9 protein-coding genes and 1 pseudogene are annotated in these 14,651 nt (G+C 74.0%); 8 read left to right on the forward strand and 2 right to left on the reverse strand.

What is annotated here, in order from left to right:
• Positions 1–41: 41 nt before the first annotated feature.
• The 3 genes from DB033_RS04755 (at position 42) to nagA (ending at position 4,202) form a co-directional block, all read left to right on the forward strand.
• Positions 42–2,201: a glucose PTS transporter subunit IIA gene (locus tag DB033_RS04755; protein WP_111765678.1), complete on the forward strand. Its 2,160-nt coding sequence runs from the start codon at positions 42–44 to the stop codon at positions 2,199–2,201.
• Between the two features lie 79 nt (positions 2,202–2,280).
• Positions 2,281–3,066 (forward strand): glucosamine-6-phosphate deaminase, encoded by a 786-nt coding sequence (gene nagB / locus DB033_RS04760; RefSeq protein ID WP_111767245.1) that lies wholly within the window; start codon positions 2,281–2,283, stop codon positions 3,064–3,066.
• Between the two features lie 2 nt (positions 3,067–3,068).
• Positions 3,069–4,202, forward strand: a complete 1,134-nt coding sequence (gene nagA / locus DB033_RS04765; protein ID WP_111767246.1) for an N-acetylglucosamine-6-phosphate deacetylase — start codon at positions 3,069–3,071, stop codon at positions 4,200–4,202.
• Between the two features lie 160 nt (positions 4,203–4,362).
• On the opposite strand, the gene DB033_RS04770 is transcribed toward nagA, so the two are convergent.
• A complete protein-coding gene (locus DB033_RS04770) occupies positions 4,363–5,625 on the reverse strand; it encodes a serine hydrolase domain-containing protein (protein ID WP_111765679.1) in 1,263 nt (420 codons plus the stop codon).
• A gap of 49 nt (positions 5,626–5,674) precedes the next feature.
• Entirely contained in the window at positions 5,675–7,360 is a 1,686-nt protein-coding gene (dacB, locus tag DB033_RS04775) for a D-alanyl-D-alanine carboxypeptidase/D-alanyl-D-alanine endopeptidase (RefSeq protein ID WP_111765680.1), read from the reverse strand.
• Positions 7,361–7,546: 186 nt separating this feature from the next.
• Here dacB and DB033_RS21055 point away from each other — a divergent pair.
• The 5 genes and pseudogenes from DB033_RS21055 (at position 7,547) to DB033_RS04800 (ending at position 14,470) form a co-directional block, all read left to right on the forward strand.
• Positions 7,547–10,474 (forward strand): annotated as a pseudogene (locus tag DB033_RS21055) (glycoside hydrolase family 2 TIM barrel-domain containing protein).
• A 149-nt stretch (positions 10,475–10,623) separates the two neighbouring features.
• Positions 10,624–11,007 (forward strand): hypothetical protein, encoded by a 384-nt coding sequence (locus DB033_RS04785; protein WP_205843648.1) that lies wholly within the window; start codon positions 10,624–10,626, stop codon positions 11,005–11,007.
• 22 nt (positions 11,008–11,029) lie between these two features.
• Positions 11,030–11,728 (forward strand): vWA domain-containing protein, encoded by a 699-nt coding sequence (locus DB033_RS04790; RefSeq protein WP_111765681.1) that lies wholly within the window; start codon positions 11,030–11,032, stop codon positions 11,726–11,728.
• A 553-nt stretch (positions 11,729–12,281) separates the two neighbouring features.
• Positions 12,282–13,139, forward strand: a complete 858-nt coding sequence (locus DB033_RS04795) for an alpha/beta fold hydrolase (RefSeq protein ID WP_111765682.1) — start codon at positions 12,282–12,284, stop codon at positions 13,137–13,139.
• Between the two features lie 122 nt (positions 13,140–13,261).
• Entirely contained in the window at positions 13,262–14,470 is a 1,209-nt protein-coding gene (locus DB033_RS04800) for a hypothetical protein (protein ID WP_111765683.1), read from the forward strand.
• Positions 14,471–14,651: the final 181 nt, after the last annotated feature.

Raw genomic sequence — 14,651 nt, forward strand, 5'->3', positions numbered from 1 at the left:
CCCGTCGGCGTCGGTCCGTCCACCGCGGAGGAAACCCGTCCATGAGCACCGCCACCACCAGCGCGGCCGCAGCGCCGCCCCGGAAGAGGTCCGGGTTGCGCATCCCCGGTTTCGCGCAGCTGCAGCGGCTCGGCAAGAGCCTGATGCTGCCGATCGCGCTGCTCCCCGCTGCGGGCATCCTGCTGCGGCTCGGCCAGCCCGATCTGCTGGGTGGCATGTCCACCCCGGTCATCGGCCCGTTCTTCGACGCCATGAGCGCTGCCGGCGGGGCCATCTTCTCGCACCTGCCGCTGCTGTTCGCCGTCGGCGTGGCGATCGGGTTCGCCAAGAAGGCGGACGGTTCGACCGCGCTGGCCGCGGTCGCGGGCTACCTGGTCATCGAAGCCGTCTTCACCACCATGTCGCCGGTGGTGCTCGACGGTGACGAGGTCATCAACTTCAGCGTCTTCGCCGGCATCCTGGTCGGCCTCATCACCGCCGTGCTCTTCGACCGCTTCCACAACATCCAGCTGCCGTCCTACCTCGGCTTCTTCGGCGGGCGACGTTTCGTGCCGATCGTGGTGTCGGTCAGCACCCTGCTCCTCGGCTTCGCGCTCAGCTACCTGTACCCGCTGTTCGACGCCGGTCTGACGTCCGTCGGCCAGTTCATCGGCGGCTCCGGGGCGTTCGGGGCGTTCGCCTACGGCTTCGCCAACCGGATGCTCATCCCGCTCGGTCTGCACCACATCCTCAACACCTACGTCTGGTTCCTCTACGGCGACTACACCCCGCCGGGTGGGGGCGCGGCCGTCACCGGGGAGCTGACCCGTTTCGCCGCGGGTGACGTCACCGCCGGCCTCCTGACCAGCGGCTTCTATCCCATCCTGATGTTCGGTCTGCCCGCCGCGGCGTTGGCGATGATCCACGTCGCGCACAAGAAGCAGCGCAAGGTCGCGCTGGGCATCCTGTCCGCCGCGGGCCTCACCGCCTTCCTCACCGGTGTCACCGAGCCGCTCGAGTTCTCGTTCATGTTCGTGGCCTTCCCGCTGTACGTGGTGCACGCGGTGCTGACCGGTCTGTCGCTGGCCATCGCCTACCTGCTCGACATCCATCTCGGCTTCTCGTTCTCCGCGGGCCTCATCGACCTGCTGCTCTACGGCACCGCGCCCGCCGCGAAGAACATCCCGTTGCTGATCGGCATGGGCGTGGTCTTCTTCGCCGTCTACTACCTGCTGTTCCGGTTCGCGATCACGCGCTGGAACATGCGCACCCCGGGTCGCCAGCCGGAGGCGGAGTTCGAGGCCGAGCAGGCCGCCAACCTGACCGATGCCACCGCGTCCGAGGGTGGCGCCGCCGGCGGTACGGCCGTGGACAGCCAGGCCGAGCGTCTCATCGCCGCGTTCGGCGGCCGGGAGAACCTGGTCAACGTCGACGCCTGCATGACCCGGCTCCGGATGGAGGTCGCCGACCCGGCGAAGGTCGACCGCAGCCGGCTGAAGGCCCTCGGAGCCGCCGGCGTCATCGACGTCGGCTCCAACGTCCAGGCCGTGTTCGGCACCCAGGCCGACACGCTGAAGAACCAGATCAAGGACGCGTTGGCCGCGACCCCGGTGCTCGTCGGCGCCGGGACCACCGGTGCCGCGTCCGTGCCGGCCGTCCCCACCACCGCGAGCACTCACACCGCGAGCACCGACACCGCGAGCACCGACACCGCGAGCACCGGCAGTGCGAGCACCGGCAGTGCGGGCTCCCCGGCGGGCACCGGTACCACCGTGGTCCGCTCGCCGCTGCCCGGCCGCACCGTCGCGCTCACCGACGTCCCCGACCAGGTCTTCGCCCAGGGTCTCGTCGGCTTCGGGATGGCCGTCCAGCCCCCCATGGAAGTCGTCGAGGCGGTCGCGCCGGTGAGCGGTCGCATCCACACCCTGCTGCCGCACGCCTACGTCGTCATGACCGACGACAACGTCGGTGTGCTCGTGCATCTCGGACTCAACACGGTGCAGCTCCAGGGCGAGGGCTTCACCGCCCACGTGGCCGCGGGCGACCGGGTCGAGGTCGGCCAGCCGGTGATGCGCTACGACGTCCCGGCCGTCGCCGCGACCGGGCGGCCGACCGTCGTCCCGGTGGTGGTGATGGAGAAGCCGGTGACGGCGGTCGCCGTCGAGGCCGCCGTCGCCGCCACCGCGGCGACCGGCGACCGGTTGTTCACCGTCACCCACTGACCTCCTGGGCCGGGACGGCTCGGCTCGACCCGCCGTCCCGGCCACCTCCGTGTCCACACCCTTCGAGGAGCACACCACCATGGAAATCGTCATCCTGGACGACGCCCGCGACATCGGCCGCCTCGGTGCCGACGCCGTCGGCGCCCTCCTGCGCCGCAGACCCGATGCGGTGCTGGGCCTGGCCACCGGTTCGTCGCCACTGGCCGTGTACGACGAGCTCGCGGCGCGGTGCGCGGCCGGCGAGGTGTCCTTCGCCCGGGCCCGCGGGTTCACCCTCGACGAGTACGTCGGGCTCGCCGCCGACCACCCCGAGAGCTACCGCAACGTCATCGACACCGCGTTCGTGTCCCGGGTCGACTTCGCGCCGGGGACGGTGCAGGGCCCCGACGGGCTGGCCGCCGACATCCCCGCCGCCTGTGCGGCCTACGAGGCCGACATCGCCGCCGCGGGGGGCATCGACCTGCAGATCCTGGGCATCGGCACCGACGGTCACATCGGGTTCAACGAGCCCGGATCGTCCCTGGCCTCGCGGACCCGGATCAAGACCCTGACCCGGCAGACGCGGCTGGACAACGCCCGCTTCTTCGACGGCGACCTGGACGCGGTGCCCACGCACTGTCTGACCCAGGGTCTGGGCACCATCATGTCCGCGCGGCACGCCGTGCTCATCGCCACCGGCGCCGGCAAGGCCGAGGCGGTCCACCAGATGGTGGAGGGTCCGGTCAGCGCGATGTGGCCGGGCACCGTCCTGCAGCACCACCCGCACGTCACCGTCCTGCTCGACCGGGCGGCCGCCGGCCGGCTGCAGCTGGCCGAGTACTACCGCGAGACCTACCGGTCCAAGCCGCGCTGGCAGGGTCTGTGACCGTGTTGATCACCGCGGCCACGGTCGTCACCGGCACCGGGTTGTCGCGGCCCGGCTGGCTCGAGGCCGCGGACGGTCGGGTGATCGCGGTGGGGGCGGGGGCACCACCCCGCCCCGCCGACCTCGACCTCGGGTCGGTGACGGTGGTCCCGGGCTTCGTGGACATGCACGTCCACGGCGGTGGGGGCGGTGCCTTCCCCGAGGCCACCGCGGCGGCGTCACGTGCCGCCGTCGAGCTGCACCGGCGGCACGGGACGACCTCGATGGTCGCCTCCCTGGTGACCGCGGCGCCGGACACGCTGCTGCGGCAGGTGGCGGTGCTCGCCGACCAGGTCGGCGACGGTGACCTCGTCGGGCTGCACCTGGAGGGTCCCTGGCTGTCGCCGCGCCGGTGCGGCGCGCACGAGGTGGGTGCGCTGCGCGATCCGGACGCCGCTGAGTTGGACCGGGTCCTCGCGGCCGGCCGCGGGACGATCCGGATGGTGACCCTCGCCCCCGAGCGCCGCGGCGGCACCGCGGCGATCCGGCGGCTGGTCGACGCGGGGGTGGTGGCGGCCGTCGGGCACACCGACGCCAGCTACGACCAGGTGCGCGACGCGATCGCGGCCGGCGCCACTGTCGGCACCCACCTGTTCAACGCGATGCGCCCGGTGCACCACCGCGAACCCGGTCCGGTGCTGGCGCTGCTGGAGGATCCGCGGGTCACCGTCGAGCTGATCAACGACGGGGTGCACCTGCACCCGGCGCTGTACCGCGAGGTCACCCGCGCGGCCGGCGCGGACCGGACCGCGCTCGTCACCGACGCGATGGCCGCTGCCGGGATGTCGGACGGGGACTACGTTCTCGGGCCGTTGCCGGTCACCGTGACCGACGGGGTGGCCCGGGTCGTCGGGACCGACACCATCGCCGGCAGCACCGCCACCATGGACGGGGTCTTCCGGGGAGCGGTGACCCACTGCGGACGGCCCCTGGACGAGGCGTTGCTGCTCGCGGTCCGCCAGACCTCGACCACGCCGGCGCGGGCGCTGGGCCTCTCCGGTGCCGGGCTGGCCGTCGGCGGTCCGGCCGATCTCGTGGTGCTGGACGACGGGCTCGCGGTCACCGGCGTCTTCCGGCGGGGCGTCCGGGTGCGCTGACCACCGGGGCGGTGATCACGACCCCGCGATCACCGGCGCGGTGGTCACGACCCCGCGATCACCGGCGCGGTGGTCACGACCCCACGGTCACCGGCGCGATGGTCACGACCCCACGGTCACCGGCGCGGTGGTCGCGACCCCGCGATGACCGGCCCGGTGGTCACGACCCGGTGAGCGCCAGGCACACCGCCCGCTCCTCGGCGTCCCGCAGCGCCCCCAGCACCTGCAGCTCCTCGGGGCTCCCGTCGGCGTTGCGGGCCAGCGTCATCGACACGGTCGCCGACCGGCTCCCGTCGGGGGACGCCGCGGCGAACTGGGTGTACCCGGGGATGTTCCCGGTGTGGCCGTAGACGGTTCCACACGTGGTCGTGTACCGGAACAGGGCCAGGCTCGCGGCGTTGGCGCCCGGCCCGGGTGGGCCGGACTCCCCGCCGGGGATGAACAGGTCGGTCTGCATGGCCTGCGTCGGAGCGCCGAACAGCAGACCCCCGACGTACCCGCGGATGAAGGTGTTGAGGTCCGCCGGGGTCGAGACGATGCCGCCGGAGGCCCAGGCCCAGCCGGCCGCCGCCAGCCCGGTGACGTCGACGGGCTCGTCGGGCGGGTCGAGGTCGTAGCCGTGCAGCACCGGGTCCGGCATCTCCACCCCGACCGGCAGCGAGGTCCCGCTCAGGCCGAGCGGGTCCAGGACCTGTTCCTGCAGCGCTTCGGCGTAGGTCTTCCCGGTGGCGGCCTGGATCATCAGACCCACCGCGATGTTGTCGGAGTTGTCGTAGGCGTACCGGCTGCCGGACGGAAAGGCCAGCGGCTCGTCCGCGACGAAGGTCAGCAGCTGTTCCGGGGGCAGCGGGGTCTCCAGCGACGCTCCGACGGCGGCGCCGAACTCCGGGTCCCGGGTGAAGTCCGGCAGTCCGCTGGTGTGGCTCAGCAGTTGGCGCAGCGTCACCCCGGCCCACGCCGCCGGCAGGTCGGGCAGGCGCCGGCCGATGGTGTCGTCCAGTGACAGCACTCCACGGTCGACGAGCGCGAGGGCGGTGGCACCGCTGAACGCCTTCGCCGCGGAAGCGACCCGCATGTGCTGGTCGGCGGTCGGCGCGGCCCCGGTGTCGAGGTCGGCCACCCCCGCCGTGTGCACGGTCCGCCGGTCACCGATCTGCACCACGGCGATCGCGCCGGGCGGGCCGCCGGGCATCGCGACCAGCTCCGCGAGCGCCCGGTCGAGTGCTGCCGCCGGGTCGGCGCTCCCGGTCCCGGCCGGGGGTGGGCCACCGCTGGTCCCGGTGGCGGACGGCTGGTCGGTGACGCCGGACGTCGTGCCGCCTGACGCCTCGTCGGCGGGCCGCTCGGCCGTGCAGCCGGCGAGCGTGAGTGCGAGTGCGGCGGCGGTCGCCGTCAGCACGGTGGAGCGGCGTCGTGAGCGCACGGTGCCACCTCTCGGGTTCCGGCGGGTCGTAGCGCCGCCGTGGGTCGGTTCAGTAGGCCTGCTGGATGGCGGCGACGACCCGGCCGACGTCGTCGTTGGCCGCGAACACCCCCTGGATGTCGGCGAAGACGCTGTCGGTGGCGATCACCGCGAAGGCGAACCGCCGCCCGCCGGCGGTGTCGATATAGCCGCCGAGGGCCTTGCTGGGCAACAGGAACCGCTGGTTGAACAGGTCCTCGGCACCCAGGGTGCCGGTCTTGCCGACGACCTTGCCCCTGGCCGGACTGTCCTTCTGGACCAGGGCCAGTGACCCGTCGACGCCCAGCGCCGGCATGGCGGACCGCCAGGCGGCCGCGTCGGGCCGGGACGCCATGATCGTCTGCAGCTCCACCTGGTTGTCGGCGGTGATCAGGTTGCCCGGCAACCCGGACCCGTCGATGAGGACGGCGCCCTTCGGGTCGAGGCCGGCCGCCGACCAGATCCCGGCCGCGCGCGCCAGCCCGTCCGAGCACGTGGTGCTGCCGGCGGCGACGGCCAGCCGGCAGACGAAGGTCTCCGCGCCGAGGTTGTAGCTGATCTTGAGGACGTAACGGGCCTCCTGCTCGAAGGTGAGCGAGGTCAGCTCGGCCACCGGGGCCAGCGCCGTGACCGCGGCCACCGGCGGCAGGTCCCCGCCGGGGTTGGGTGCCAGCGGATCGGTGGTCACGGCCACCCCGGCACGCTGCAGCGCCTCGATGAAGGCGGTGCGGGCGAACCGGGCGGGATCGGCGAACGCGTGGATATTCACCACCGGTGGGCTGTCCGCGGCGATCGTGCCGGTCAGGACGACGGTCCGCTCGTCGGGCGAGGACACCGTGATGGCCGTGCTGCCGCCCGCGGCGACCGTCCGCACCCTGCTCTCGACCGCCCACGGCGACACCCGCGGCCGCAGCTCGCTGGCGGCGACCTCACCGACGGCGGCCGGTGTCGTCGTGAGGTCGAGGACGTTCTGGTTCACCACGATCGGGCTCACCGGGCCGTTCTCGAGGGCGTGCGGCTCCCAGAGCCGGTCGTCGACGATGACGTCGCCCGACACGGTCTCGACGCCGGCCGCCCGGACCTGCGCGGCGAGGTCGTCCAAACCGGTGAGCGGATCCTCCGGCGTCAGCGTCGCCCCCGGGATGCCGTTGGCGTCGTTGTGGTCGAGATCGGTGAAGTCGACGGTGCCGTCGGGCCGGGTGCGCCCGCCCAGCGTCAGGTCGCCCATGCCGACCAGGATCAGGTCCCCGTCCAGGGTGCCGTCGACGATCTCGCCGGTGCGTTTCACCGGGGTGACGACGGTGGAGCCGGGGCCGAACTCCTGCCAGGCCGCACCGGTGCTGTAGGTCTTCACGACCGAACCGGGCTGGAACAGGGTGTGGGCATTGAGGTCGATGACCTGCTCGCCGGTGTTCAGGTCGCGCACGGACAACGCCCACTGCCCGGATGCGTAGGGCGGGGTGGCCATCACCGCCGCCGCCGCGTCGGGCAGTCCGGCCACCGTCGGCGCAGTGACGGGTCCGTCGGCGGGCGGCGTCGCCGTCCCCTCGGCGCGCGTCGGCCCGGCACCGGTCGCCGTGACGGTGGCCGAGGCGCCGGCGTCGCTCGTGGCGGTCCGGTCCGGACCGGGGTCGGCGGTGCAGGCGGTGCAGGCGGCGACCGCCAGCAGCAGGACGGTTACCAGCACACACCGGCGCGGGGGACGGACAGCGGCCATCGTGGGGTCACTCCTGTCGACGTGCGCCGGTGGCGCATCGCACCAGTACCGGCACGACCCTGCTCCGCGGGCCGTTGGCACGGCAATGGACCTGGGTCCTCACCCCCGGACCCGGTCCGCGGCGCGGCCGACGCGGCCCGACGTCACCGTGGTGGCCGGCGCCGGAGCGCTCGGTAGGTTCGCAGGATGAGTCATCTCGGCGACACCGCCCCCGGATCCGACACCCGTTGCCCGCCCAGGGCCTTTCTCCGTTCCGACGCACCCACGGCTTCCCTGGACGGACGGTGGCGTTTCCTGCTGCACGCCGCGGACCCCGCCGACGACGGCGTGCCCGCCTTCGCCGCGCCGGACTTCCCCGACCGTGCGTGGCCGACGGTGGCCGTGCCCGGTCACTGGGTGCTGCAGGGGCACGGCAGCCCGATCTACACCAACGTCCAGTACCCGTTCCCCATCGACCCGCCGCACGTCCCCGACGAGAACCCCACCGGTGACCACCGGCTGGTGTTCACCGTGCCCGTGGACGTGGCCGCGGCCGGCCGCGTGCGGTTGCGGTTCGACGGGGTGGAATCGCTGGCGACGGTGTGGCTGAACGGATCCGAGATCGGATGGTTCACCGGGAGCCGGTTGCCCACCGAGTTCGACGTCACCGACCGGCTGACCGACGGCGACAACGTGCTCGCCGTACGGGTCCACCAGTGGTCGGCCGCGAGCTACGTGGAGGACCAGGACCAGTGGTGGTTGCCCGGCATCTTCCGCAGCGTCACCCTGGTCGGACGTCCCCTCGACGGACTCGACGACGTCGGCGTCCTGGCCGACCTGGACCCGTCGACCGGTGTCGGCACCCTCACCGTCGAGCTGGTCGGGACCTTCCCGGTCACCGTGGCGCTGCCCGAACTGGGCATCCTGCGGACCTGGGACCGGGCGGCCGACGTCGCGCCGATCGAGATCGGCCCGGTGCAGCCGTGGAGTGCGGAGACGCCACGCCTGTACGACCTGACCGTGTCCGCCCCGGGCGAGACCGTCTCGCTGCGTGCGGGTTTCCGCCGGATCGAGATCGTCGGCGACCGGCTGCTCGCCAACGGCCGCCCGCTGGTCTTCCGTGGGGTCAACCGGCACGAGACCAACCCCGACGTCGGCCGGGTGTTCGACGAGGACGTCGTCGTGCGCGACCTGCACCTGATGAAGCGGCACCACATCAACGCGATCCGCTTCGCCCACCAGCCCCCGCACCCGCGCAATCTGGAGCTCTGCGACGAGCTCGGGTTCTGGGTGGTCGCCGAGTGCGATCTGGAGACGCACGGCTTCTCGGAGGTCGACTGGCGCGGCAACCCCTGCGACGACCCGCGGTGGCGCCCGGCGCTGCTCGACCGGATCGCCCGCACCGTCGAACGCGACAAGAACCACGCCTGCATCGCCCTCTGGTCGCTGGGCAACGAGGCCGGCACCGGACGCAACCTGGCGGACATGGCGGCCTGAGTGCACGACCGGGACCCGTCCCGGCCGGTGCACTACGAAGGCGACTACGAGGGCGCCTACACCGACGTGTACTCCCGGATGTACCCGACCTTGGAGGAGATCTCGTCCATCTGCGGCGAGCAGACGATGCCGGTCCACGAGGCCGGTCCGGCCGCGGGTGCCCGTCAGCGCAGCAAGCCGTTCGTCATGTGCGAGTACGCCCACGCGATGGGCAACGGCCCCGGTTCGCTGGCCGACTACGAGGAGCTGATCGACCGGTACGACCGGTCGCACGGAGGCTTCATCTGGGAGTGGCGGGACCACGGGCTGCGGACGGTCACCCGGGACGGCACCGAGTTCTTCGCCTACGGCGGCGATTTCGGCGAAGCCGTGCACGACGGCATCTTCATCATGGACGGGCTGGTGCTGTCCGACGGCACCCCGTCGCCCGCGCTGGCCGAGCTGGCCGCGGTGTGGTCGCCGGTGCGCCTGACCTTCGACGGAACCGACCTGGTCGTCGAGAACCGCCGCCACACCCGGGGTTCGGATGACGTCGCGCTGGCGTGGACGCTGGAGGACGACGGTGTGGCGGTCGGCACCGGATCCCTCGAGCTGCCCGACGTCCCCGCCGGGAGCTCCACACGCATCCCGCTGCCACTGACCGGCGAGCCCGGCGGTACGGGGGAGCGATGGCTGACGGTCTCGGCTGCGCTCACCGACGAGGTTCCCTGGGCCCCGGTCGGTTTCGTGGTCTCCACCGCCCAGCGCGCGGTGGCGCCGGCCCGGCCGCGGCCGGCCGCCCCGGACGCCGACGTGCGCGCCGCGGCGACCTTCGCCGCCGACGGGTCGCTGACCGGATGGCGGGGGATCGCGATGACGGGGCCGCAGCTGGAGCTGTGGCGGGCGCCGACCGAGAACGACCGGCTCGCCGGTCAGGGCTCCTACGAGACGGCCGACCCGGCGCTGACCGCCGGGCGTGGGGACCCGCGCACGCCCTCGTCGGCGCAGCGCTGGTACGAGCGGGGTCTCGACCGGCTGCGGCACCGCACGCTGTCCGTCGAGGAGACCGCGACCGGTCTGGTCCGCCGGGTGCGCTCGATGGCCGCGCACTCCGCGGTGGGCGTGGACGCCACCTTCACCTGGACCGCCCGCGCCGACGGTCTGCACCTGCGGTGCGTCGTGGTCCCGTTCGGCGACTGGGACTGCACCTGGCCCCGGCTGGGCGTCCGGTTCGACCTGCCCGCGTCGGTCGCCGACGAGGTGTCGTGGTTCGGCACCGGTCCGCACGAGTCCTATCCGGACAGCGCCTCGGCCGCCCGGGTGGGACGGTTCTCGTCCCGCCTGGACGACCTCAACGTGGTGTACGCCCGCCCCCAGGAGACCGGCCACCGGCCGGCGTTCCGGGAGCTGCAGGTCGGTGATCTGCGGTTGGCCTCGGTCCAGCGGCAGGGCCAGCGGCCCGGCTTCCAGTTGAGCCGGCACACGGCCCAGCAGCTGGCCGCCGCCGGACATCCGCACGAGCTGCCGCCGAGTGACCGGGTCGTGCTGTACGTCGACGCCGCCCAGCACGGTCTCGGCTCGCGGGCCTGCGGACCCGATGTGCTGCCCCGCCACGCCCTGTGGCCGCAGGCCGCGGACTGGGAGATCGTGCTGCGCTGACGGGCCGCCGTCCCCCCCGGACCGCACCGACCGCCCCGCCGATCATCCTGACCGGCGGGGCGGTCGTCGTCCGGCACCGCACGCCCGTCCGCAGACCCGACGGCAGCAACACTGATGCGGACCCGCAGTAACTGCGGTACGCTGCCACTATGACGACCGATGACCCCCTCGACGCTTCCCTGACGGGCGCTCGTGACGCGCTCGCCGCCGTCGACCCGGCGCAGCCTGCCGCGGCACTGCCGTTGCTGCGCCGGGCCGCCGAGCTGGTCAGTCAGGCGATCGACGAGACCCTGGCGCGCACGGTGCTCGCCGACAACGTCTCGATCCGGGCGGCCGCCCAGCTCGCCGGTCTGAGCGAGAACGCGGTGGGGCCGCGACTGGCCCGGACCGCGGCGCTGGCCGCCTACGGGGACGCCACCGGCCGGGTCTCCGCGAAGGGTGTGGAACGTGCCCGCTACGACGTCGAACGAGGGGAGTACGCGCCGGTACCGCCGCCGGCGCCGATGCGATTCCGCGCCCGCCGCAACGACTGACCCTTCCCGGAGAGGCACCGCCATGACCGATCCCCACTTCACCCACATCGCCTTCCTGCTCGACCGCTCGGGTTCCATGCAGTCGACCCGCAGCGACACCGTCGGCGGCTTCGAGGCCTTCATCGCCGAGCAGCGTGAGCAGCCCGGCCGCTGCACGGTGTCGCTGGCGCAGTTCGACAACGACTACGAGGAGGTCTATCTCGACGTCCCGGTGGCCGACGTGCCACCGCTGGACCTGGTGCCGCGGGGGAGCACCGCCCTGGTCGACGCGATCGGCCGGCTGGTCAACGGCACCGGTGCGCGGCTCGCGGCCCTGCCCGAGGACGAACGGCCCGGCACGGTCATCGTCGGCATCATGACCGACGGCCTGGAGAACGCGTCGCGGGAGTTCACGCGTCCGCAGATCAGGGCCATGATCACCGAGCAGACGCACGGGTACGGCTGGCAGTTCATGTACATGGGGGCCAACCAGGACGCGGTCGAGGTCGGCACCTCGCTCGGGGTCGATCCGGGACTGGCGGTCACCTACGCGGCCGGTGCCGTCGATCAGGCGCTGCGGACCTACGGTCGCAAGGCCGCGGGGCTGCGGTCCGCGGCGGCCGCCGGGATGGCCCCGCAGGAGGCGCGGGCCCTGCACGCCTGGACCGCTCAGGAGCGGGCCGCGGTGGTCGACGGCGGTGCGGTGCCGCCGCGGCCGACGCGCCGCCGTCGCGCCGACTGAGCCGCCGTCGCGCCGACTGAGCCGCCGGGACCCGCTACCGGCCCGGTGCGGTCCGGCCCGGGGCTCCCGCCCCGCGCCGCCGTTGCGCCGACCGAGCCGGGGGCGGCTGCGCTGCCGACCGAGCCGGGGGCGGCTGCGCTGCCGCCCTGGTGCGGTCGAACTCGGGGCTCTCGCCCCGCGCCGCCGTTGCGCCGACCGAGCCGGAGGCGGCTGCGCTGCCGCCCTGGTGCGGTCGAACTCGGGGCTCCCGCCACGCGCCGCCGTTGCGCCGACCGAGCCGGGGGCGGCTGCGCTGCCGCCCTGGTGCGGTCGGACCCGGGCCTCTCGCCATGCGCCGCCGCTGCGCCGACCGGGCCGGGGGCGGCTGCGCTGCCGCCCTGGTGCGGTCGGACCCGGGCCTCTCGCCATGCGCGGCCGCTGCGCCGACCGGGCCGGGGGCGGCTGCGCTGCCGCCCTGGTGCGGTCGGACCCAGGGGTTTCGCCGCCGCATCCCGGCCGTGGCACGGCCGATCTCACCGCGCCTGCGCGCGACCGGTCGTCGTAGGGTCGCGGGATGGCGGAGCGGATGCTGACGTCCGGTGCGGTCTCGCTGTGCGTGCAGACCTTCGGATCCGCGGCGGACCCCGCGGTGCTGCTGATCGCCGGTGGCGCGCAGTCGATGGTCTGGTGGGAGGACGCGTTCTGCCGCCGGCTCGCCGCCGGTGGGCGTCTCGTGGTGCGCTACGACCACCGGGACACCGGCCGGTCCACCGCGTCGCCCCCCGGCCGGCCGGACTACACGGCGTCGGATCTGGCCGGCGACCCCCTGCGCATCCTCGACGCGCTCGGGGTCGATGCGGCGCACGTCGTGGGTCTGTCGCTCGGCGGCGGGTTGGCACAGGCGCTGGCGGCAGGGTCGCCGGGTCGGTTGCGGACGCTCACCCTGGTCGCCACCAGCCCTGCGGGACCCTACGACGGGGTGGCACTGCCCGGACCGACCACACCGTTGGTGCGGTGGTTGTCGGACCCGCCGCCGGCACCGGACTGGAGCGACCGCGCCGCGGTGCTGGCGTACCGCGTCGACGCCGAGCGGCCCTACGCCGGGGCCCTGGGGTTCGACGAGGCCCGGGTGCGACGCCTGGCCGTGGCGGAGATCGACCGGACCACCGACATGGCGGCCGCGATGGGCAACCACGTCCTGGCCGCGGGTGACGCCTGGCCGGACGGCAGGGCGATGGAGGACATCCGGTGTCCCACGCTGGTGCTGCACGGCACCGCGGACCCACTGTTCCCGCTCGCCCACGGTCGCGCCCTCGCCCGGTCGATCCCGGGCGCCCGGCTGCTCGCCCTGGACGGGGTCGGGCACCAGCAGCCACCTCCCCAGCGGTGGGACGTCGTCGTCCCGGCGCTGCTCGCCCACACGGACCGGTGACCGGACGCCGGACGGGACGGCGGTACGGCGGATCCCTTCCGGACGTCGGTGCGCCGGCGTCCGCGCGGTGTGTCACTGACCCGAATGGACCTGCACCGCCCCGATGAGGCAGGGTGGTGGGCATGGGAAGGCACCCTCTCGGCGGGGACCGGTCGGTCCGTCTGGTCTCCGGCCACGCGGTCTGGGAGGTGCTCGGCCCCGCCGTCGCCGGACGCACGGACGTGGTCGCGGCGGTCCCGTCCGTCGGTGCGGACGCCGACCGGCTGTTGCCGCTGGGCCGCGGCTGCACCCTCGTGGTGAACGCCTCTCCCGAAGCACTGCAGCGGGGGACCACCGATCCCGGCGTGCTGGTGCGTTGGCAGCGGGCCGGGGTGCAGATCCATTCGCTCGCCACCCTCAACGCGACGCTGGTCCTCGCCTCCGGTACCGACCCGTTCCTCGCCACGGGCTCGGCCGACGCCGCCCCGCGGTCGGCGCCACGGATGTTCGAGGCGGCCCTGATCACCGATCTGCCGGAGGTGCTCGAGGATGCGCGGCAGGCGTTCGCCGCGCTGCTCGCTCTCGCCGGTGACCCGCTGACGGGGGCCCAGCTGCTGGAACTGGAGAACCGGTACGCCACGGAGCCCGCGCCGCGACCCAGGGCCGCCACGGTGGTACCGAGCGAGACCCGCGCCCCCGTGACCCGGGACGTGCGACCCGCCGCCGAACGCCCGTCCGTGGAGCGGGCCGCGGGTGCCGCCGGCGGCGCCGCGGGAACGCCGGCCGACGCGGGGTCCGGTCAGTCGCCGGAGGTCGAGCTCGACGCCCAGCCGGTCGAGCTGCCGTGGCCGCGGCCGCGGACGGTGTACCTCCTGGGCTGGACGGGCCCGGCGCCGGTGTCGGAGCGGGCCCGGGAGCGCCTCGCCGAGTGGGAGAGCGACCTGGGGCTCCGCGCCAGCCCCGGCGGTGTGCCGACCGTGGAGGGCCGGTTCGCGCTGTTCCCGGTCTGCATCACCGAGAACCTGGGCAGCGACCGACCTTTCGGCCTCCCGGTGCCCACGGGTGCGCACGTCGTGCTGGTCACCACGCCTGCGAAATCCGCGCCCCGCCCGTCCGCCCAGGTCGAGTCGCCGGCCCGGGTGATGGGCAGCTGGGTCGACGAGGCCGCCTACCCGCGGCAGAAGTACTACTTCCTGGTCGGTCGGCACCACGCGCCTCGGCGCACCCTGCGGGACGTGAACGCCGCCCTGCAGCCGCTCGGCGCGAAAGCCAGCTTCCTGCAGGCGTACATGACCTCCGACAAGGTGCAGGCCATGCTCGATCTGTGGCCCGGCGCCGAGTACGACGCCTGACCCATCGGCGTCGGGGACCGCGCCGCCGGCGCGGGCGTTCGGTGCCGGTGTTCCCCCATGGCTGGGGCATCGGCGGCCACCGGGCCGACCCGGGATGGCGTCCCGCACGTTGCGGCATCCGGGCTCACGCCGTCGAGCCACCCCGTGGCCGCGACGGTGGGAGACGGGTACCGTGGCCGCG

The organism is Nakamurella deserti, assembly GCF_003260015.1.
Taxonomy (GTDB): Bacteria; Actinomycetota; Actinomycetes; order Mycobacteriales; family Nakamurellaceae; genus Nakamurella; species Nakamurella deserti.